General features: G+C 36.7%; 19 protein-coding genes. 15 read left to right on the top strand and 4 right to left on the bottom strand.

The window, feature by feature from the left end; genetic code table 11:
- Positions 1-181: 181 nt before the first annotated feature.
- A complete protein-coding gene (locus N782_RS16730) occupies positions 182-673 on the bottom strand; it encodes a hypothetical protein (RefSeq protein WP_036822891.1) in 492 nt (163 codons plus the stop codon).
- Between the two features lie 82 nt (positions 674-755).
- On the opposite strand from N782_RS16730, the gene glsA reads away from it, so the two are divergent.
- The 4 genes from glsA to pyc all read left to right on the top strand — a co-directional run bounded on the left by glsA (position 756) and on the right by pyc (position 7,094).
- Complete coding sequence (gene glsA, locus N782_RS16725; RefSeq protein WP_036822888.1) at positions 756-1,688, top strand: glutaminase A; 933 nt, start codon at positions 756-758, stop codon at positions 1,686-1,688.
- A gap of 124 nt (positions 1,689-1,812) precedes the next feature.
- Positions 1,813-2,094, top strand: a complete 282-nt coding sequence (locus tag N782_RS16720) for an Fpa/YlaN family protein (RefSeq protein WP_036822885.1) — start codon at positions 1,813-1,815, stop codon at positions 2,092-2,094.
- A gap of 357 nt (positions 2,095-2,451) precedes the next feature.
- Complete coding sequence (ftsW, locus tag N782_RS16715; RefSeq protein ID WP_084103143.1) at positions 2,452-3,684, top strand: putative lipid II flippase FtsW; 1,233 nt, start codon at positions 2,452-2,454, stop codon at positions 3,682-3,684.
- Positions 3,651-7,094 carry a pyruvate carboxylase gene (pyc, locus tag N782_RS16710; protein WP_036822878.1) on the top strand — a complete coding sequence of 1,148 codons (3,444 nt, stop codon included), beginning with the start codon at positions 3,651-3,653 and terminating at the stop codon, positions 7,092-7,094. The genes ftsW and pyc overlap by 34 nt, the downstream gene beginning before the upstream one ends.
- A gap of 582 nt (positions 7,095-7,676) precedes the next feature.
- Here the strand turns inward: pyc and N782_RS16705 are convergent.
- Entirely contained in the window at positions 7,677-8,624 is a 948-nt protein-coding gene (locus tag N782_RS16705; RefSeq protein ID WP_036822875.1) for a COX15/CtaA family protein, read from the bottom strand.
- Between the two features lie 567 nt (positions 8,625-9,191).
- Between N782_RS16705 and cyoE the strand changes: the two genes are divergently transcribed.
- The 9 genes from cyoE (at position 9,192) to N782_RS16660 (ending at position 17,833) form a co-directional block, all read left to right on the top strand.
- Entirely contained in the window at positions 9,192-10,133 is a 942-nt protein-coding gene (gene cyoE / locus N782_RS16700; RefSeq protein WP_036822872.1) for a heme o synthase, read from the top strand.
- Positions 10,134-10,217: 84 nt separating this feature from the next.
- Positions 10,218-11,300, top strand: a complete 1,083-nt coding sequence (gene coxB, locus N782_RS16695; protein ID WP_036822869.1) for a cytochrome c oxidase subunit II — start codon at positions 10,218-10,220, stop codon at positions 11,298-11,300.
- A gap of 30 nt (positions 11,301-11,330) precedes the next feature.
- Positions 11,331-13,190, top strand: coding sequence for a cytochrome c oxidase subunit I (ctaD, locus tag N782_RS16690; protein ID WP_036822867.1), 1,860 nt, complete (start codon positions 11,331-11,333; stop codon positions 13,188-13,190).
- Positions 13,187-13,816: a cytochrome (ubi)quinol oxidase subunit III gene (locus N782_RS16685; protein ID WP_036822864.1), complete on the top strand. Its 630-nt coding sequence runs from the start codon at positions 13,187-13,189 to the stop codon at positions 13,814-13,816. The genes ctaD and N782_RS16685 overlap by 4 nt, the downstream gene beginning before the upstream one ends.
- A 3-nt stretch (positions 13,817-13,819) precedes the next feature.
- Positions 13,820-14,137, top strand: coding sequence for a cytochrome c oxidase subunit IVB (gene ctaF / locus N782_RS16680; protein ID WP_036822861.1), 318 nt, complete (start codon positions 13,820-13,822; stop codon positions 14,135-14,137).
- Positions 14,138-14,418: 281 nt separating this feature from the next.
- On the top strand, positions 14,419-15,306 hold the full coding sequence (gene ctaG, locus N782_RS16675) for a cytochrome c oxidase assembly factor CtaG (protein ID WP_036822858.1): 888 nt from the start codon (positions 14,419-14,421) through the stop codon (positions 15,304-15,306).
- A gap of 144 nt (positions 15,307-15,450) precedes the next feature.
- Positions 15,451-15,906 carry a DUF420 domain-containing protein gene (locus tag N782_RS16670; protein ID WP_036822856.1) on the top strand — a complete coding sequence of 152 codons (456 nt, stop codon included), beginning with the start codon at positions 15,451-15,453 and terminating at the stop codon, positions 15,904-15,906.
- A 246-nt stretch (positions 15,907-16,152) separates the two neighbouring features.
- Positions 16,153-16,680 carry a GNAT family N-acetyltransferase gene (locus N782_RS16665; protein ID WP_036822854.1) on the top strand — a complete coding sequence of 176 codons (528 nt, stop codon included), beginning with the start codon at positions 16,153-16,155 and terminating at the stop codon, positions 16,678-16,680.
- Positions 16,658-17,833 (top strand): GNAT family N-acetyltransferase, encoded by a 1,176-nt coding sequence (locus N782_RS16660; RefSeq protein WP_052111400.1) that lies wholly within the window; start codon positions 16,658-16,660, stop codon positions 17,831-17,833. The genes N782_RS16665 and N782_RS16660 overlap by 23 nt, the downstream gene beginning before the upstream one ends.
- A gap of 566 nt (positions 17,834-18,399) precedes the next feature.
- Here the strand turns inward: N782_RS16660 and ytvI are convergent.
- Positions 18,400-19,458 carry a sporulation integral membrane protein YtvI gene (gene ytvI, locus N782_RS16655; RefSeq protein ID WP_036822851.1) on the bottom strand — a complete coding sequence of 353 codons (1,059 nt, stop codon included), beginning with the start codon at positions 19,456-19,458 and terminating at the stop codon, positions 18,400-18,402.
- A gap of 142 nt (positions 19,459-19,600) precedes the next feature.
- On the opposite strand from ytvI, the gene mscL reads away from it, so the two are divergent.
- On the top strand, positions 19,601-20,047 hold the full coding sequence (gene mscL, locus N782_RS16650) for a large conductance mechanosensitive channel protein MscL (protein WP_084103141.1): 447 nt from the start codon (positions 19,601-19,603) through the stop codon (positions 20,045-20,047).
- A gap of 43 nt (positions 20,048-20,090) precedes the next feature.
- On the opposite strand, the gene N782_RS16645 is transcribed toward mscL, so the two are convergent.
- On the bottom strand, positions 20,091-20,582 hold the full coding sequence (locus tag N782_RS16645) for a YugN family protein (RefSeq protein ID WP_036822847.1): 492 nt from the start codon (positions 20,580-20,582) through the stop codon (positions 20,091-20,093).
- Positions 20,583-20,794: 212 nt separating this feature from the next.
- Here N782_RS16645 and N782_RS16640 point away from each other — a divergent pair, with 212 nt between their 5' ends.
- Entirely contained in the window at positions 20,795-21,223 is a 429-nt protein-coding gene (locus N782_RS16640) for a CBS domain-containing protein (RefSeq protein ID WP_036822845.1), read from the top strand.
- Positions 21,224-21,517: the final 294 nt, after the last annotated feature.

Genomic DNA, 21,517 nt, shown 5'->3' with positions numbered 1-21,517 from the left:
CTTTATTCTACATGAAAGCAACGGAAACATCCCTCTTTTCCAGACCAAATAGCTATTTATCTCGGCTTCAAGTCTTCAAGATAATGGGGCTAATATTGAATAATAAAAAAGAGCTTGGAATATTCCAAGCTCTAGATCAATAGTTAAGCTAGGTCATACATGGCTTATAACCATAAACAGTCTACTCTACAACCACTTTCTGAATACCCTTAAGAGGAGTCTCTTTATTTGAACCGTCCATATAGTATAAATGGACAGGACCCTCTTCTTGAATTGGTTTGCCATCTTGGGCAAATAATAATAGCGACTGCTTTAGATCGTGAACACTAATCTGAACCGGACCTTCTATCGTTTCCAAAGTGACTATACTTGCGTTATCCTTTAGTTGAGCGTGTTCCAAAAAGTGGTGGATTGGCATTACATACGTTCCTTCAAGGATTTTCTTTTTGTCAAATGTGGAAATACTCTTATTAACTGGTGGATCTAATTTTTGCTGATAAATTTCTCTATCCCAAATCTGAGCTGCTTTTCGGAGGTCATCTTCCTCATTCTCTTTTAGAGCTTCAGCAGATGTGAACGCTTCCGAAAAATCGATTTTTCGATCATCAAAAATCCAAACGGTGGGGTCTAGCGTAATTGTATAATGAACATTTCCTGTTATTTGAATAACCAATTAAATGGCACCCTTCCTATGTAAAAGTTTCTTTTCTAGTATATCGAATATTTTTTACTCATGCATTAAAGGAGGCATAATCTTGCGAAAAAAAGTAAATCAACACCAACTAGAAGGTTGGATTAACCATGTTCAATCATTTACTCATTTAGGCAAAGTACCCGATTATATTCCAGCATTAGCGAAACAAAACCCTGAAAATATTGCGATTAGCATCGTTCATCTTAATGGAGAGTGCATAAAAGCAGGTAATTTAGAACATACGTTTACGTTGCAAAGTATATCTAAAGTAATTTCCCTAGCATTAGCACTTATGGATCAAGGAGAAGATTATGTTTTTTCTAAGGTTGGAATGGAGCCAACAGGGGATCCCTTCCATTCAATAGCAAAATTAGAAACATCAAATCCTTCAAAACCATTAAATCCTATGATTAATGCTGGTGCATTAGCAGTTACAAATATGGTTGAGGGGTCAACACCTGATCAAAAAGTTGGTAGACTGCTTTCATTCGTTCATGAATTGGCTGGAGACAATTCCATAACGTATGACGAAGAGGTGGCCTCTTCTGAATTTAAAACCTCCTTCTTAAACCGTTCCCTAAGTTTTTTTATGAAACAAACAGGAGTTGTAGAAGGCAGTGTAGAAGAGCTCTTAGATACCTACACAAAGCAATGCGCTATTGATGTGAATATTCAACAATTGGCTCGAATAGGTGCTGTTTTTGCCAATGAAGGAAAAGATTTAGAAACTGGTAGACAAATCATACCTCAACATTATGCTCGAATTTGCAAAACCTTTATGGTCACATGTGGGATGTATGATGCATCGGGGTCATTTGCTATTAGAGTTGGAATTCCAGCAAAAAGTGGAGTTTCTGGTGCAATAATGGGAGCTCATAAAGATCTAGGTGGGATTGCTGTATTTGGTCCTGCTCTGGATGAAAAGGGGAATAGTGTAGTAGGTATGCACCTATTAGAAATGTTAGCAAATAGAGAAGATTTATTTATATTCTAAGAGCAAATAGAATAGAGTTTATGTAAGACTATTGGTGTGCAAAATCAATATCTCTGCTTGCATTTTTTTCTGTGAAACGCTAATATAAATACAAGAAAGTCTGTTTTAATCGGAGGGGATTAACGTGTCATCTGAAGTAGCGGTTGATCATCGCCATCAAGCATATGCCCTTCTTAAGGCTGATGCTGAAAAAATTGCAAGACTCATTAGAGTTCAGATGGATAATCTAACCATGCCGCAATGCCCTCTATATGAAGAGGTTCTCGATACACAAATGTTTGGTTTATCTCGAGAAATAGATTTTGCGGTTCGTTTAAATTTAATTAACGAAGAAGACGGCAAAAAACTTCTCGAGAATCTAGAGCAAGAAATGAATGCTTTACACGAAGCTTCTCAAAATTCTTGATTTTCAAACTCAAATTACACCAAAAGGTGATAATTTGAGTTTTTTTGCTTTATAAAGCCTTCCATTAAATTTTATGAGTGTTGGTTAACTTATCGGGGTACAAATGTAATGGGGGTATTGTTTTGAACTACAAAAAGTGACGATGTACTGCCTTAATTAGAACATTTATCTCGAAAAGATTTAGGGGAAAGAGAAATATTTTTTTGAAAAAGCAGGAGATTACTCCCTTCATCTAGTAGAAATTAAAACAGAGACAAACACTTGTGAATTATGTCGATAAGCGTTATTACATACAACAGAGAAAATACATAAATAAGAGTATCACTAATTAGATATTCTTACATAAGGATGGACGTTATGAAAAAAATATTTAAAAATTTTGATTTCACTTTAATATTTGCCCCATTAGTACTTACTGCCTTTGGGGTAATCATGATCTATAGTGCCTCAATGGTATATGGGGTAGTGAAATTTGATGTACCGAGTACGTATTACTTAACAAAACAAATCCAGTGGGTAGTGCTGGGGTTAATAGCATTTGTGATCACAATGTTTTTTCCTTACCAAAAGTATCAGAAGTTAATGCCACTAATTATATTTTTTGTGCTATCGACTCTTGTCTTAGTGTTAATCTTAGGAAGCAACAAAGGGAATGCAAGTTCTTGGTTTGATTTTGGTCCTGTTAGCTTTCAGCCAGCTGAAGCTGCAAAAATTGGGTTAATTATGTATCTTGCATCTGTTTTGTCTAAAAAGCAGGCTTATATACAAGATTTCACAAAAGCCGTATTGCCACCAATTGCTTTGACAATTGCAATATTAGCTCTTATTGGTATGCAACCCGATATAGGAACAGCGGCTATTATCTTTTTAATGGCTTGTGCTGTAATAATTAGTTCTGGTATTCGTTTTAGGCATATTTTTCTGTTGGGTATAACAGGAGCAATCTGTATTATTTTAGCACTTCCAAAGATGACTTCAGATGAGCGAATTGCGAGATTTACAGGTGCTTATCAGCCTTTCCAATTACCAGAATCAGATGGTTATCACTTAATCCAATCTTACATAGCCATTGGAACAGGTGGATTGACAGGTGAAGGATTAGGACAAAGTGTCCAAAAATTGGGCTATCTATTAGAACCACACACTGATTTTATTATGGCTGTTGTAGCAGAAGAACTTGGAGTGTTAGGAGTTTTAATCACCCTTGGTCTTATGGCTTTAATCGTATTGCGTGGTCTTTATGTCGCGCGAAAATGCAAAGATGGATTCGGAAGTTTATTAGCTATCGGGATATCCTCCATGATAGGGATTCAAGCGTTTATTAATTTAGGCGCAATTAGTGGAATTTTACCAATCACAGGAGTTCCTTTGCCATTTGTTAGTTATGGAGGCTCGTCTCTAATTGTACTTTTAGCTTCGATGGGAATTTTGAATAACGTTGCAAAACAAGCAAAGCTTCAAGAAGATTATACATTTACGAAGCAAGCTGTAGAAGAAGATATAGAAAATAGAAGGACAGCAACAAATAGTGCGGCACAACCTAAAGGAGGAAAACCATGGGTGAATACCAAAAGATCAATAAGGTCCTAGTAGCAAATCGTGGTGAAATTGCAATCCGGGTATTTCGGGCATGTACGGAACTAAACATTCGAACTGTTGCCATTTATTCAAAAGAAGATAGTGGATCATACCATCGTTACAAAGCAGATGAAGCGTATTTAATCGGAGAAGGAAAGAAACCAATTGATGCTTATCTTGATATTGAAGGCATTATAGAAACCGCTAAAAGTGTCGGTGTTGATGCGATACATCCAGGGTACGGCTTCTTATCAGAAAATATACATTTTGCAAAACGTTGTGAAGAAGAAGGGATTACATTTATTGGTCCTTCGAGTACTCACTTACATATGTTTGGCGATAAAGTGAAAGCAAGATATCAAGCTAAAGAAGCAGATATACCTGTTATCCCTGGTACTGATGGTCCTGTATCTGGGTTAGAGGAAGTGCGGGATTTTGGACAAAAACATGGCTACCCTATCATTATTAAGGCCTCACTTGGTGGAGGAGGACGAGGGATGCGAATCGTCCGTAGTGAAGATACACTAAGTGATTCGTATGAGCGAGCTAAATCAGAAGCTAAAGCAGCTTTTGGTAGCGATGAAGTTTATGTAGAAAAACTAGTAGAAAATCCCAAACACATAGAAGTTCAGATTTTGGGAGATGAAGATGGAAATATTGTACACCTATATGAACGTGATTGCTCTGTTCAAAGACGCCATCAAAAAGTTGTTGAGGTCGCTCCAAGTGTATCACTTCCATATGAGTTAAGAGAGAAAATCTGTGATTCAGCAGTGAAACTTATGAATAACGTACAATATAAAAACGCAGGAACAGTGGAATTTCTTGTCTCAGGGGATGAATTTTTCTTTATTGAAGTGAATCCGCGTGTACAGGTTGAACACACCATTACGGAATTGATCACAGGCATTGATATTGTTCAGACTCAAATTATGATTGCAGAAGGATATAACCTTTTTGAAAAACCAATAGGAATCCCAATGCAAACTGATATAAGTACACATGGGTTTGCAATCCAATCTCGTGTAACTACAGAAGATCCACTGAACAATTTCATGCCTGACACAGGAAAAATTATGGCATACCGTACTGGTGGTGGTTTTGGAGTACGACTAGACGCAGGAAACGGGTTTCAGGGAGCTGTTATTTCTCCCCACTATGATTCGTTATTAGTTAAAGTTTCAACATGGGCACTTAGTTTTGAACAGGCAGCTAATAAGATGGTGCGAAACTTAAAGGAATTTCGAATTCGTGGTATAAAAACCAATATACCTTTTCTTGAAAACGTTATCTTGCATTCGAAATTTTTGAATGGTGAATATGACACTACTTTTATTGATCAATCACCTGAACTATTTGTATTTCCTAAGCGTAAAGATCGTGGTACGAAAATGCTCTCCTACATTGCTTCTACTACGGTGAATGGCTTCCAAGGGACTGAAAAGAAGAAGAAGCCTGCACTGCATAAACCAAGGATGCCTGATGTGAAACCTTATACAGATATTCCAAGAGGAACAAAGCAAATGCTAGATGAGCAAGGACCAGATGCGGTAGCGAATTGGTTGAAAGCACAAGACCGTGTACTCTATACAGATACCACATTTCGTGATGCCCACCAGTCGTTGCTCGCTACGCGCATTCGCTCTAAAGATTTAGAACATATTGCTGAGCCAACTGCAAAACTTCTTCCTGAACTTTTTTCAGTTGAAATGTGGGGAGGCGCTACATTTGATGTTTCCTATCGTTTCTTAAAAGAAGATCCATGGCAGCGTTTGATTCATATGAGAGACAAAATGCCAAATGTTTTATTTCAAATGCTCTTACGGGCTAGTAATGCGGTAGGATATAAAAACTATCCAGATAACCTTATTCGTGAATTTGTTGAAAAGAGTAGTCAAGCAGGTATAGACGTCTTCCGCATCTTTGATAGTTTAAATTGGGTAGAGGGTATGACCCTAGCGATTGAAGCTGTTCGAAACAATGATAAGATTGCGGAAGCATCTATGTGTTACACAGGAGATATTCTAGATCCTTCCAGAACAAAATATGATTTGAATTACTATGTAAACTTGGCAAAAGAACTTGAAAATGCAGGATCACATATATTAGGTATTAAAGATATGGCAGGGTTGCTTAAACCTGAAGCTGCATACCAATTAATATCATCCCTTAAAGAATCAGTGGATATTCCAATTCATCTTCATACACACGATACAAGCGGAAACGGAATATTCACTTATGCAAGGGCCATAGAAGCGGGTGTAGATGCAGTAGATGTGGCGGCTAGTTCAATGGCAGGATTAACGTCACAACCTAGCGCTACAAGCCTATATCATGCACTCGAAGGCAACAAACGACAACCAAATATTAACGTTAATGCATATGAGGATTTAGGGTTATATTGGCATGATATTCGAAAGTATTACCAGGATTTCGAAAGTGGAATGATGGCACCGAATTCAGAGGTGTATGATCACGAAATGCCCGGAGGTCAATATAGTAACTTGCAACAACAGGCTAAAGCTGTTGGTTTGGAAGACAGATGGGATGAAGTCAAAAAAATGTATCGACGTGTCAATGATATGTTTGGAGACCTTGTTAAAGTTACTCCTTCTTCAAAAGTTGTTGGAGATATGGCCTTATTTATGGTACAGAATAACTTAAATGAAGACGACATTTATGAGCAAGGAGAATCTATTGACTTTCCTGATTCAGTTATCGAATTTTTTGAAGGATACCTTGGGCAACCTTATAAAGGTTTTCCTCAAGAATTACAACGTATCATCCTTAAAGGCAGAAATCCAATTGTGAGACGTCCAGGAGAGCTTCTTGACCCAGTAGATTTCAAAGATTTAAAAGAAACTTTGTTCCATAAGCTAGACAGACAAATCACTAGTTTTGACATGATTACTTATGCTCTCTATCCAAAAGTATTTATGGATTATCATCAATTCTATGAGCAATACGGTGATATGTCTGTACTTGATACTTTAACGTTTTTTTATGGAATGCGCTTAGGTGAGGAAATTGATATCGAAATTGAACAAGGTAAAACTTTAATTGTAAAACTAGTATCCATTGGTGAACCTCAGGCAGATGGTACTCGTGTAGTATATTTCGAATTAAATGGTCAACCTAGAGAGATTGTAGTAAAAGATGATAGTATTAAATCTGCAGTAGAGGAAAGACCAAAAGCGGATAAAGATAATGATAAGCACATTGGTGCAACGATGCCTGGAACAGTGATAAAGGTAATCGCTGATAAAGGAGAAAAAGTAAATAAAGGTGATCACATCATGATCACGGAAGCTATGAAGATGGAAACCACTGTACAAGCGCCATTTGAAGGAAAAGTGAAAGATATATACGTAAGAAATGGAGAAGCTATTCATGTGGGTGATTTATTAGTTGAATTTGAATAATTCGAGAGGTGCAGTAACTAAAAAACTGCACCTTTAATTTGTTAAAACTTGATATTACGGAGTAAGTAGTATGAAGTTTTTAAAAGAATATTTGTTCTTGTTTGAGTTTTAGGATGCTGTTAGAAAGGAAAATGATAAAGGGGAGTTGGCTGTGAAATGGCTAGACTACATCTATATTTTTTCATAAGATGCCAGAGAGCAGGTATCTTTTTATGAGAAAGCCATAGAGGGTGAAATAATAGATATACGAACTTTTGCAGAAGCACCTAAAGTAAGTGGTGAAAAAAATCGAGTCATGCATGTTAATGTAAAAAGCAGCCGATGTGAGTGGAGAAGTCCAAGCTGGTACTAACTTAGATATAACATTGAGTTTGAAAGTGAATCATAAGCTAGAAAAGCTTTTGTAGGCTTATCTCACGGTGGTACTGTTTTAATGCCGTTCGATAAGCTGTTTTGGGGCGCAATAATTGGATGAGTTGTAAGATGGGCAAATAAATATACCAAACATGAATAAAAAAGCCGTACAGGCTTTTTTTTGTTACCTGTACGACCTTTTTTTGACATGAGAAATAGTAAACATTTTTAAGAAACATATTCTGTATGACTGTTTTTAGAATCTTTTTTGTACCTAGCACTTCGGGATGAAAGAAGTATGAAGTAACTGAGTATTCCAAAGAAACAAGCAACGATTAAAGCATGTAATAAGGCAATCATTAGATTTAATTTGGTTACAATGATCATTGCTCCCAAGAATACTTGGAAGAGAATTAATGCTAATGCCACAATCCATCCACTTCGCATTACTTTACTTGTTTTATACTCCTTCATCACCTTTCTGAAAAGTATGATGACCCATACAACAAGAATTCCTGCTGCCAATCTATGCCCCATTTGAATCCATTGATGAAGGTTAAAGTTGGCTAAGCCAAGTGGAGTAGAGTTATTACAAAAAGGCCAGCTCCCACACACCAAGCTAGCGTTTATATGACGAACTAGTGCGCCAGTGTATGTGATGGCTAATGTATAGATAGCCATAGCATACATTTGTTTACGCATTCCTTTGGCAATGTATAATGATTTCGCATCGAACTTTCTATCAATTTCGAATATAATGAACGTGAGCAATAGAATTGCAGCAAAAGATATTAACGAAATTCCAAAATGCATGGCTAATACGAAATCAGACTGTCCCCACTTCACGGCTGCAGCGCCTATTAGCCCTTGAAGGACTAAGAAAAAAGTAGATAAGAAAGCTAATAATTTTGTTTCCCTAATATGTCCAAATTTTCTCCATGATAAAATCGATAGTAATAGAACTAAAAATCCTACGCCTCCAGAAACTAATCTATGACTTAACTCAATAATTAATTCAAAGGTTATTTCAGAAGGAATTAGTTGTCCATGACATAGTGGCCAGCTATCGCCACATCCCATACCAGACTCAGTCTTCGTAACTAAGGCTCCACCAATAAGTACGAAGAGCATACCAAGCGTAGATAGGACAGCTAATGTTTTAATTAATTTAAGCATGTATCCACCTCACTACTTTCACTGTGGAACTAAATTCTATAGTAATACATTAATTAGCGAACTTCCAAGTATGTTACACTATCTTTCACTAATTCGACACAAAAAATATCCTACCATGATTTCATCCAATTTTCACTAATTAATTTAAAAAGTGCTTGCAATGTATATGTTTGTTTGCTAGAAATAAATAGGGGATAAGCTCTCTATCCAAATGAACTCCCTGTATAGTCATCATACCTTGTATGAGAGACGATGTATATAAGATAGAATATACTCCGATGATAATATGAGGATTACGGATTATACATACTTGTAAAACAATCCAATAATAAAACTAGCTCACCTATTTAGAAGATTCTTTTCATTTTTGAAAAAGTCCCTTATAAAATAGATAGAAATATAATTCCATGATACAATATATAGGACTCAAAATCGTACTTACTTCACTTAAATGTTCATAAAGATGTCACAAATAAACCCTCCTTATTCGAAATAATTTTGAGGTATAATGATAGAACGGAGATCATTGCAACGTGAGGGATCGCTGAAGGAGGAGAGTTGAGAGAAATGAACAATCCAAGAACAATGCAATCAACTGCTCAAGTGCTAAAAACTTCAACGGATGAAGCATCAGCTTCAACGTTATGGGCTGATATATTATCCTTGATAAAAATAGGTATTATTAATTCGAATCTAATGACTACATTTGCAGGCTTTTGGCTAGCTTTGTATTTTACAGGTTCATCTTTTTTTGATAACTGGCACGTTTTCCTATTGACGATGCTGGGAACCGCTTTCATTATTGCAGGTGGGTGCATCATAAATAATTATTATGATCGTGATATTGATCAAATTATGTCACGCACTCAAAGCCGACCAACAGTTACAGGTACAATTACGCTTAAGAATATTTTAATAATGGGGATAGCAGTTACATTATTAGGAGTATTACTACTAGCATTTACAACCTGGACAGCTGCATTGATAGCTGTATTCGGTTGGTTTACGTATGTTGTACTTTATACTATGTGGTCAAAACGTAAGTACACTTTAAATACTGTTGTTGGTAGTTTTTCAGGTGCGGTACCTCCACTAATAGGATGGGCAGCACTCGACCCAGGATTACACCCTGTAGCATGGGGATTATTCCTCATTATGTTCATATGGCAGACTCCACATTTCCTAGCGTTGGCTATGAAGAAGTGTGAAGAGTATAGAAAGGCAGGTATCCCTATGTTACCTGTCGTACACGGTTTTTCTATTACAAAAAGACAGATAGTACTTTATGTAGCATGTCTTCTTCCATTACCGTTTTACCTTCATTCCTTAGGAACAGTTTTTCTTATTTTAGCAACCGTATTAACAGTTGGTTGGCTTGCCATTGGGATTGCTGGTTTCTTTATGAAAGATGATATGAAATGGGCAACATGGATGTTTGTTTATTCTTTAAATTATTTAACCATACTGTTTATAGCTATGGTTATCGCAACATTACCATTTCCGTATTAATATAATCAGGAAAACTATTTGATGTTTTCCTGATTATTATAATAATAAAGAAAGAATTACAAAGAGAAAGAGAGGTATCATTTAATGAAAGGATGGATGGGAAAGTCACGTATTCTGCTTTTGTTAAGCTCACTAATGCTTTTCCTTGCAGGTTGCGGTGATCCACAACTTTCGGCCCTACAACCCAAAGGTGAAGGCGCTGATGTTATCTATGATTTAATGATGTTAAGCGTTATCATCATGGTCTTTGTAGGCGTTGTTGTTATGGCGATTTACTTTTTTGTATTAATTCGTTTTCGCCAGAAAAAGGACCACGAAGATTATATTCCTAAGCAAGTAGAGGGGAACAAATTTTTAGAATTACTATGGACAGTTGTTCCAATTATTCTACTTGTAGTGCTAGCAGTACCTACTGTGCAGAAAACATTTATGCTTGCGGACACAACTCCTGCAGAGGATAAAAAAGAAGATGCAATAACGATTGAAGTTACTGGTAAGCAATATTGGTGGCATTATAATTATAAAGGTCAAGAGGTTCAAACAAGCCAAGACCTATATATCCCAACTGGGGAGCGCGTATACTTAAAATTAACAGCTGGTGATGTAATTCACTCATTCTGGGTACCTTCTGTAGCTGGTAAAATGGACACAAACCCAGGTAAAAACGAAAATGAAATGTTCCTTCATGCTTATGAAGAAGGAGTATATTATGGTAAATGTGCTGAGTTCTGTGGGCCTTCACACTCACTTATGGACTTTAAAGTGATTGCGGTTAGTCCAGAGGAATTTGATCAATGGGCAGAGGATATGAAAAACGTAAATACTGATTCAACACCTGAGACTCAATCAGCACAAGAAGGTAAAGAGTTATTTAAGAATAAAAACTGTATTGCCTGCCATGCTATTGGTTCCTCTCCAGCGGCAGTTGGACCTAACTTAACCGCATTTGGAGATAGAGTTCAAATTGCTGGTATTTTAGACAATAATAAGGAAAATCTAATTGAATGGTTGCAGCATCCTGAAGAAGTTAAACCAGGTAATAAAATGACTGGTAAGTACGGGAACACAGAAGCTGAAGTACCATTAACTGATGAAGAAGCAAGTAAAATTGCAGATTACTTATTACAATTACAGCCTTCGGAAATTAAACCTGAAGATGCTCAGTAAGATTAATAGAGAGAAAAGGGAGGTCGTAGCGTGAGTACAGCGTATGCACAAAAGAACGGCTTCTTCGCTGGCTTATGGGATTATCTTACCACCGTTGACCACAAGAAAATCGCAATTCTTTACTTAATTGCAGGTGGTTTCTTCTTCCTAGTTGGCGGAATAGAAGCAATGCTTATTCGTATTCAGCTTATTCAACCAGATAATGAGTTTGTCTCAGCTGGATTGTACAACCAATTGTTGACCATGCATGGTACAACAATGATTTTCTTAGCAGCTATGCCATTAATATTTACATTAATGAATATAGCAGTACCATTACAAATTGGTGCTCGTGACGTAGCATTTCCATTCCTAAACTCATTAGGATTTTGGTTATTCTTCTTTGGAGGAGTACTTCTGAACTGTTCTTGGTTTATGGGAGGAGCACCTGATGCTGGTTGGACAGCTTATGCACCTTTATCCACCACATCTCCAGGACATGGTGTTGATTTCTATGTTATGGGACTACAAATATCTGGTGCAGGAACGTTAATTGGGGGTATTAACTTCCTAGTAACAATTATTAACATGCGTGCCCCAGGTATGACATACATGAGAATGCCCCTATTTACTTGGTCTTCTCTAGTAACGAGTGTGCTTATATTATTTGCGTTTCCGGCATTAACTGTTGGACTATTCCTAATGATGTTTGACCGTTTATTTGGAGCAAACTTCTTTGACCCATCAATGGGCGGTAACCACGTAATTTGGGAGCACCTTTTCTGGATCTTTGGACACCCAGAAGTTTATATTCTTGTTCTACCGCTATTTGGGTTGTTTAGTGATATCATATCTACATTCTCTAAGAAACGTCTATTTGGTTACTCAGCAATGGTTTTTGCGACAGTACTAATTGGTTTCTTAGGATTCATGGTTTGGGCTCACCACATGTTTACAACAGGTTTAGGTCCAGTTGCTAACTCAATCTTTGCTATTGCTACAATGGCTATTGCCGTTCCAACTGGTATTAAAATTTTCAACTGGTTATTTACTATGTGGGGCGGAAGTATTCGTATGACAGTGCCGATGTTATGGACTGTTGCGTTCATACCATCCTTTACTCTAGGTGGATTTGGTGGCGTTATGCTTGCCGCTGCTGCTGCAGACTATCAATATCATGATACGTACTTCGTTGTAGCCCACTTCCACTATGTAATTGTTGGTGGTGTGGTATTTGGTCTGTTTGCTGGACTTACTTATTGGTGGCCGAAGATGTTTGGAACCATGCTTAATGAGAAAATGGGTAAACTAGCTTTTTGGCCGTTTTTCTTTGGCTTCCACTTAACATTCTTTATCCAACACTTCTTAGGATTAATGGGAATGCCTAGACGTTATTGGAAGTTCCAACCTGATCAAGGGTTAGAGATTGGTAACCTTGTAAGTACATTAGGAGCGTTCCTAATGGCAATTGGTACTATCATTTTCCTAATTAACGTTGTAATCACAACCATTAAAGGTGAAAAAGTTAGTGGTGACCCATGGGATGCTAGAACACTTGAATGGTCTATTCCTTCACCACCACCATTCTATAACTTTACTCAAACACCACTTGTACGTGGGTTAGATGCGCTTTGGGTAGAGAAGAGACATGGTAATGGAAAAATGACTCCAGCAGAACCACTTGGAGACATTCACATGCCGAATAATTCATTTATTCCATTCATGATGTCATTAGGTCTATTTATTGCTGGATTTGGTTTTATCTACCAAGTCGATAATTCTAGTTACCTTATCCTTGCTGTATTAGGAATGGCAATTACATTACTTTCTATGTTTGTTCGTTCTGTTAAAGATGACCTTGGTTATCATATTCATAAAGAAGATTTAGAAAAGGGGGCTGGTTCTGAATGAGCGCAGAAGAGTTGAAGCAGCTAAAACCAGGACAAAGTCCACACGAACCTGAAAAAGCTACCCTTGAAGGAAAAAATAAGTTTTTAGGTTTTTGGTTTTTCCTTGGTGGAGAAACTGTTCTATTTGCCAGTTTATTTGGAACATACTTAGCATTAAAAGATTCCAATTTAGACGGAAAACCAGCTGAAGAGTTATTTGGTTTAGAGCTTGTTTTTATTATGACAATGATTTTGTTAACAAGTTCATTAACAAGTGTCTATGCAATTTACCATATGAAGAATTTAGATTTTCAAAAGATGCAGTTATGGATGGGGATTACAGTCCTATTAGGACTCTCCTTCCTTGGTTTAGAAATCTTTGAATTCTATGAGTACGTTCATCACGATGGACATACGTTCACTTCATCTGCATTTGGATCTGCTTTTTACACGTTAGTTGGATTTCACGGTGCACACGTAGCGTTCGGACTACTTTGGATAGTTACATTAATGGTTCGTAATGCTAGACGTGGGTTGAATCTATACAACGCTCCGAAGTACTATGTAGCTTCTTTATATTGGCACTTCATCGACGTTGTTTGGGTATTCATCTTCACGGTTGTTTATCTAATGGGAAAGGTGGGTTAAAAGATGGCAAGAGACACCAATTCCACTTCAACTGAATTTTATCGAAAAAAGAATAAAGAAGAAATGAAGTACCAGCTTGTAACGTTTGCAGCTATGATTGTATTTACGCTGGTTTCCTTCGGTCTAGTAATTGGAGAATTCCATCCAATGTTTACGATTCCTGTCATTATCCTTCTGGCATGTGTGCAGGTAGCATTTCAGCTTTATTACTTCATGCACATGAATCACAAAGGCCATGGATTACCTGCTTTGTTCTTATACTCAGGTGTATTCGTTGCGATTCTAACCATTCTAGCAATGGTAACCATTGTTTGGTGGTGATTTGAAAGGTCGGAGACTTGTTCTCCGGCCTTTTCTTTTTTATAGGAAACAATAAAAGGATCTGTTTATGAATAACTTTACGTAAAATATTACATTCTCTTACGTTAAGTTTATTCGTATAGGAGAATTATTCACCGTTCTCTTTCAAAAGGGAAACGTACACAATATTGTCAAAGTTTTAATAGGATCTATCCAGTTTAGTGGTATGTATAGCCAAATGAAATAGGTTATAATGGAATATAGGCTGTACTACTTAAACAACATGATGGAGTGAGATAAAAATGTGGTTAGAATTACAAATATTTGGGTTTCGAGCATTGTGGAGCCCGTATTATTTTGTTTTTATATGTTTATTAGCAGGCTTATATTATGTTTTAACAGGTCCTTGGAGAAGCAAGTTTGGAGATGTAGAACGACCTAGTTCCTCTCAACAGATTATGTTTTATACAGGGTTAATTCTATTGTACTTGATTAAAGGTTCTCCAGTAGATTTGTTAGGTCACATAATGTTTACTGCTCATATGACGCAAATGGCATTATACTACCTTGTTTTCCCAATATTTATTGTACAAGGTATTCCAAAATGGATGTGGAGGAAGCTATTTTCAACACCAATCTTAGCACCAGTTTTACGTATCCTTACAAAGCCACTTGTTGCTTTATTGTTATTTAACGGTTTATTTTCTCTATATCACATTCCAGAGGTTTTTGATTTTGCGAAAACAAGTGTAATAGCTCATGCGATTATAACGACTGTTATACTTATAACCGCTTTCTGTGTTTGGTGGCCAGTATTTACACCACTTGAAGAAATGGATACACTATCACCTTTACTTAAGTTAGGTTATATTTTTGCGAATGGAGTATTAATCACTCCTGCATGTGGATTAATTATTTTTGCAGGAGAACCACTTTATAGTACCTATAGTGACCCAGCAGCTTGGAGTAGTGCTCTGAGTTTATGTGTGCCTGGTGGAGTATTAAGTAGTTTATCGCTAGGTGGACCCCAAATATTCTCACCAATGCCTATACTTCAGGATCAACAGCTTGGGGGAGTCATCATGAAAATTACTCAAGAGATTGTTTATGGTATTTTCATTGCTATTATCTTCTTCTCTTGGTATAACCAAGAATCATCATCAATAGATCCTATACCGAGTGAGTCTTAACCTAATATAAATAAAACACCTGGTGTAACCTTTGTACATCAGGTGTTTGGCTTTGAAATTTTAAATTTAAGTATTTTATCACTTTAGACTAAAAATAAATTATATAACATTGTTATGTGTTTTTTATGAAAATGGGGGAGAAAAATGCCTTTATTACCAACTCTTAGTACAGCATTTATTGTATTAAGCGCACTTTTAATAGCTATTGGCTGGGTACTTATTGCAAGAGGTAAAGCAGTTGCTCATAAAAAGGTTATGGTTGCTGCAGCAGCAAGTGCACTATTATTCTTTATAATTTATGTATCACGTACCATCTTTGTTGGGAACACTAGCTTCGGAGGACCCGATGATTTAAAAGTGTACTATACTGCTTTTCTAATATTTCATATTATACTAGCTACGGTAGGTGCAGTGTTTGGCTTGGTCACCTTAACTCTAGCGTTTAAACGAAATATTTCAAAACATAGAAAAATAGGTCCAGTTACAAGCATCATTTGGTTCTTTACTGCTATAACCGGTGTTATGGTATATTTACTGTTATACATTATTTATGATGGTGGCGAAACAACAAGTATGATTAAAGCAATATTAGGATTATAAGCATCTGCTATTGGCAGATGCTTTTTACGTTTAAGTATGAAGAGTAATCAAGTGCTGAGATATTTCCAATGGGTATCTGCTTTATTGGATACATTGTTTCGACAAAAAAAGATGTTTTTTTTAGATGAGACTTATTAAAAGGTTTATCCTACACTCATAAAAGGAACTATTACAAAGAATGAGCTAAGGATATTCATTTTTAAAAAAATTTGTACATATATACCTATGAAAGGTGGCTACGAAAAAATGGATGTAGAAAACCAACGTCTTATAATTTCGCCTATAACAATTGATCAAGCCCAGAAACTAATGATAGATACTGAAAACTATCCAGAATGGTTAGGGACTCCATATGACGCCTTATGGCCTGATAATGCTTTAAAAGCATTATTACCGATTTATGTTGAAGCATTAGAACAAGACTCCACGCATTTTGGTTATGGTCCGTGGATTATATTAGATAAACATAAGCAAATTGTAATTGGTGATATTGGCTTCAAAGGGAAACCAGTTAACGGAGAAGTTGAAATTGGATATTATGTTTCTAAAATTCATCGTAATCAGGGTTATGCGAAAGAAGCGGTAGAATCAATGCTTGGATGGGCTTTTCGACAAGACGGTATCACTACAGTCACTGCTTCTTGTGAAACCAATAATGTGCCATCCTGTAAAGTACTTACAGCAAATGGGTTTGCTGAAAAAGGTGAAGAAGATGGGTTAATATGGTTTGAGGCAAGAAAGGAGCGCTTTTATGGTAAGAATCGAGCAATGTAATGAACATTTCTATTTTGAAGATGTCTTGCAACTTGGTTCTTATGCATTCCAGTCACCATTAACAGATAAGAGAAGAGAAGCGAAAAGAAAAAGATTAACTAAGGAATGGGTTTACGGTGTATTTGAAGAAGGGCAATTAGCATCTAAATTGCATCTTATCCCACTCCAGACATATATTAAAGATAAACCGTTTGAGTTTGGTGGTGTCGCTAGTATAGCAACATGGCCAGAGTTCAGGAGAAAAGGTCATGTGAATAAATTGCTATCTCACAGCCTTGAAGTTATGAAAAACAACGGATTGATACTATCAATGTTACATCCTTTCTCCATTTCTTTTTATAGGCGTTTTGGCTGGGAACTGACACAAGAAATGAGGAAGGCTAGTTTATCATTAACTGATATCCCACATGTATCTAATACGGATGGCAAGATAGTACGAACAACTTATTCAGAACATAGTGAAGCATTACAAAACCTTTATAATCAAGCAGCTGCCCAATACGGTCTATTAATGAAGAGAGATTCTTTTTGGTGGGAAAACAGGGTGATTACTGAAGGGATTACTATTATACTTTCATATGATGTAGATGGAAGACCTGATGGATATGCATTAACCAAACTAGAGGATAATACAATGCATGTAGAAGAAATTATTTATACGAGTTATAACGCCTGGTGTAATCTAATATCTTGGATGAAAAATCATGATTCGATGATCGATTATATAGAGATGATCCTCCTCCCAAATGACCCAATGTTGTTTTATTTACATAATCCTAGAGTGAAAGAATCAAGACAAGCATATTTCATGAGTAGAATAGTTGATCTTAAAGCATTTTTGGAATCATATCCTTATGAGAAATACACTTATTCTTGTGTACTTCATTTACAAGTAATGGATGAAATGGCTCCTTGGAATGATGGAGCTTGGACGCTTACCGTTACTAATGGGGTTGGAATTGTACAATACGGTCATTTAGGTCAATCAGATGTTACTATTGATGGATCTATCCAATCTTTCACTGCTCTATTGTTAAACAGTCAAACTATACATCATCTACATATGTTCGAGAATCTTAAAATAGAAGGAGATCTTTATAAGGTATCTTCGCTACTTTCCGATTTTCAACCAGCATTTCTTGACTTTTTTTAACTAGATGTTGTTCATTAATAATTACCCCATTATCTTGAAGACTTGAAGTCGGGATATTTCCGTTGCTTTAATGCAGAGAAAAGATGGGCCGGGAAATAGCTCGCTTTCCTGTGTCCTCACACGACTTGAGGTCGGTAAGATGTCTTACGCATTGTCGAGAGTCCGATTGTAACAATTTCAGCAGGGATGGGTGGGAAACGGGGAGACTCCCGCGGGAGAAAGAGGTAGGCGAGACCCCCCCTGAAGGCGCTTTCCCCGAAGGTAGCTTGCGAAGGGGAGGTTCGACTAAATCCGTCACATCGTGTGACAACGTCGAACGACCCTACGTCGTGTAGGGCCGCCCGCAGGACGCGAGCCGTATCCCACCCAATCCCTAGTCTTATTTTATGTATCGGATACATCCCTTACCCAATAAAATCTCGAATCTAAGTCTTCAACATTATGCCTCTAAACAATAATAACTTTTTGCCAATAAAACCTAGTAATATATCCAATCCACATAAAAGGTGCTATCCCTCTATTTATAGAGGGATAGCACCTTTTGGTTTAATAATACATAAGACTTGTTAAATCTTTAAGTTTAACTTAATTATTCCAGCTTCTTTGGCGGAGTTAAAGGCAATAACGATTAATGGTCCTATGAAGAAGCCTAAAATACCAAATAATTTCAAACCAATATACATGGCAATTAATGTTGCCAGAGGAGATAAACCTATATGTCTTCCCATGACTTTCGGCTCTACTGTTCTTCGAATAGCTAATAGTACTACAGCTAAGATAGCTAATTGGGTTCCCATATAAAAATCGCCAATTAAAAACATATATACAGCCCATGGACCTAAAATGGCAATCGAGCCAATAATTGGGACGAAATCAATTATCCAAATAATGAGAGACATGATTATGGCTACATTTGGAGAAATGATGAGTAAACCTATCAAGGTAACCACAAAGATAACAATACTAACAAGAAATTGTGCCTTTAAGAAACCAAATACCACATAGGATAACCTTGAATTCATAAATCGAACTTTCTCTGCTGTTTTAGTAGTCATGTGATCGTATGCTTTTGATTTTAGCCTAGGCATCTCTAACATAAAGAGAAAGAGAGCAATTAAGTAGACCAGAAAACTCACTAAGTAGTTTGGAATGCTCGATATAAATCCAGCAATATCCATTATGTTACTCTTTTGGCTTAAAGATTGCTTAAATTGATAAAGATTTGTTTGTATACTTGTTTCAATTTCCTTCACCACTTGAGGTGGGAACTGTTCTTTGAAGCGACTTGTGTCTTTCTCCCACTCACTGAAGAACGTTTCAATTTGTGATACATACATCGGTGCGTTATCTACAAAGCTCGCAATTTGTGTGACGGCTCTTGTAACAAGAAATGTCCCAGCAATGGAGAGTAGAATTAAAAAAGAGATATAGACGATTATTACGGATAACTTTCTTTGTATTCGAAATTTATATTGTAATAATCGAACGGCTGGGTTGAGAAATAGCGCCGTTATAAAGGCAATAATAAGAGGTAAAGATACGGGTAAAATAAAATACGCTGCTATGATAAACAGGATTGTAACTAAAATTAAAATCCATTGTCTTTTATTCAGATATCGAAACAATTTAGATCAAAAAGCTCCTTTCCAACAACTCTCTATTTCAAAATATAGCATGAAGTAAGCACTTTGAACAGATAAAAGACTTAATTCTTACACATGTATAACATTTTCTAAACATACAAATGTGAGGAGGAGGGGGTTGTCTATGTGGGAAGACTTTAAGTCTTTTCTAATAAAAGAAAACACATTTGATTTAGCTATTGCTGTTATAATTGGTGGTGCTTTCAGTAAGATTGTAGAATCTTTAGTTAGTGATCTTGTCATGCCAGTAGCTGGTTTTGTTATGGGAGGAGTAAACCTGCAATTTTTGAGTTTCTCATTTAGAGATGTAACCATTCATTATGGTGCTTTTCTGCAGGCATTCGTTGATTTTTTTATCATCACATTTGCCATATTCATGTTTCTAAAGATTATTTTCCGAATGAGGGGAAAATCTAAAAAAGTTAAATTTAAAGAAGAAACAACTGATAAAATTTTAGGTGATATTCGTGAACTGCTGAGAGAACAAAAGCAAGACAATCCTCCCAAGGATAAAGAGTCAAACCGAGGAAATAACCCGTTAATTCATTTTCAATCCAAGAGATTAAAATAATAAGCGACTGTATCCTAAGGGGCATACAGTCGCTTCGTTTACGTTATTCATTAGAATTTGAAGAGTCTTTCTCATATGTTTCTAATGATTTAATTTTGGAAATTAATGCTTCATCATTATTTTCCTTCGCCCATTCCATAAGCTCGCCAAGAACGGCTTGTGGAGGTCTACCACCATTAAATTCATCAATAAGCCCCTTAACACGCTCTAATAGCTTATTTGCACGTTCAACAACACTAGCAGGGAATTCTTCACCATCACCATATTCGACACCATGAGGATAATAATGTAAGCCAATAAGAGGTGTCATAAGTGTTATGACTGCGTCTCCTCTATCAACATCACCTTCAAGCGCATATCCTTGTGCGCGAATATAATACGTTTGACCCTTTGTTGCAGTATCGAGTTTATAATCATATGTAACTCGTTCATAATCCCATTGACCAGCCCGGACAAATCCAGCTTTGTCCATTAGGTGGTCTAGTTTCTTCAGATCAAGTGTTGCACCTGCTAAACCTACTCCATCAATTTTCATTATTTTCCACCTCGCAAAAATTCTAAAAACGTAGTCTAAATACATCATATTAAAAGTTTCCTCAAGTTGCAATTGTTTGCCATATAAATCGTAAAAACAAAAGAAAAAAAGCAATTTTTTTCAAGAATCGGACACACTAAGCACGTAATGGGGTAGTTACAATGTTCTTCATTGTCTGTTCCATTTTATAAAATACTATGGAGGCGATTGTAATGAAATCTATTCAAGACATCATGACAAAAGATGTAGCGTGTTGTACTTCGGATGATAACCTTTTTGAAGCTGCTACTACGATGAAACAACGTAATGTGGGTTCTGTTCCTGTCTGTGACAATGATAAAAATCTTCTTGGAATGGTAACTGACCGAGATCTTGTCATTCGTGGGTATGCACAGAAGAAATCAGGTTCATCTACGATTCAAGAGGTTATGAGTGATAAACTTACAACTTGTACACCTGAAACTTCTGTAGAAGAAGCAAGTAAGATTATGTCCGAAAAACAAATTCGTCGCTTACCAGTAGTAGAAGATGGGAAACTTGTAGGTATCGTTTCCTTAGGTGACTTATCTTTAGAAAAATACTCAAATGAAGCGGCTGGTCATGCGTTAGAAGAGATCTCTGAACGACCAGAAGTTCATTAATAGAGATAAGCATCTTCTTTGGACCCTTTCTCGTTAAGAGTCAGGGTCCTTTTCTTTTTTCTAGACTATGTTAAAGTTTGGTGTTGATTTTGGAATCAACTAATCTAACTAGTTTTATTCAAGATAAGAAGGCGTCCTGCGGGAGAGCTGGCAAGCTACCTTCGGGAAAAGCACCCTCAGGGGATCTCGCCTACCTTTTTCTCCCGCGGGAGTCTCCCCGTTTCCCACCCATCCCTGTTGAAATGTTACGATCGGACTCATCACGGCGTAGGAACTTTTTTGACGGACATATAA

Origin of the sequence: Pontibacillus yanchengensis Y32, from assembly GCF_000770635.1 — a bacterium.
GTDB classification, from domain to species: domain Bacteria; phylum Bacillota; class Bacilli; order Bacillales; family BH030062; genus Pontibacillus; species Pontibacillus yanchengensis.
This window is presented reverse-complemented; position numbering and strand designations above follow the sequence as displayed.

What these genes read in the sequence shown, in the direction of transcription:
- N782_RS16705 (WP_036822875.1), bottom strand. Translation starts at nt 8,624, where the DNA reads ATGCTTAAATTAATTAAAACATTAGCTGTCCTATCTACGCTTGGTATG.
- ctaF (WP_036822861.1), top strand. Translation starts at nt 13,820, where the DNA reads ATGGCAAGAGACACCAATTCCACTTCAACTGAATTTTATCGAAAAAAG.
- N782_RS16670 (WP_036822856.1), top strand. Translation starts at nt 15,451, where the DNA reads ATGCCTTTATTACCAACTCTTAGTACAGCATTTATTGTATTAAGCGCA.
- N782_RS16660 (WP_052111400.1), top strand. Translation starts at nt 16,658, where the DNA reads ATGGTAAGAATCGAGCAATGTAATGAACATTTCTATTTTGAAGATGTC.
- N782_RS16665 (WP_036822854.1), top strand. Translation starts at nt 16,153, where the DNA reads ATGGATGTAGAAAACCAACGTCTTATAATTTCGCCTATAACAATTGAT.
- mscL (WP_084103141.1), top strand. Translation starts at nt 19,601, where the DNA reads ATGTGGGAAGACTTTAAGTCTTTTCTAATAAAAGAAAACACATTTGAT.
- cyoE (WP_036822872.1), top strand. Translation starts at nt 9,192, where the DNA reads ATGAACAATCCAAGAACAATGCAATCAACTGCTCAAGTGCTAAAAACT.
- N782_RS16640 (WP_036822845.1), top strand. Translation starts at nt 20,795, where the DNA reads ATGAAATCTATTCAAGACATCATGACAAAAGATGTAGCGTGTTGTACT.
- N782_RS16685 (WP_036822864.1), top strand. Translation starts at nt 13,187, where the DNA reads ATGAGCGCAGAAGAGTTGAAGCAGCTAAAACCAGGACAAAGTCCACAC.
- pyc (WP_036822878.1), top strand. Translation starts at nt 3,651, where the DNA reads ATGGGTGAATACCAAAAGATCAATAAGGTCCTAGTAGCAAATCGTGGT.
- ctaG (WP_036822858.1), top strand. Translation starts at nt 14,419, where the DNA reads ATGTGGTTAGAATTACAAATATTTGGGTTTCGAGCATTGTGGAGCCCG.
- coxB (WP_036822869.1), top strand. Translation starts at nt 10,218, where the DNA reads ATGAAAGGATGGATGGGAAAGTCACGTATTCTGCTTTTGTTAAGCTCA.
- ftsW (WP_084103143.1), top strand. Translation starts at nt 2,452, where the DNA reads ATGAAAAAAATATTTAAAAATTTTGATTTCACTTTAATATTTGCCCCA.
- N782_RS16645 (WP_036822847.1), bottom strand. Translation starts at nt 20,582, where the DNA reads ATGAAAATTGATGGAGTAGGTTTAGCAGGTGCAACACTTGATCTGAAG.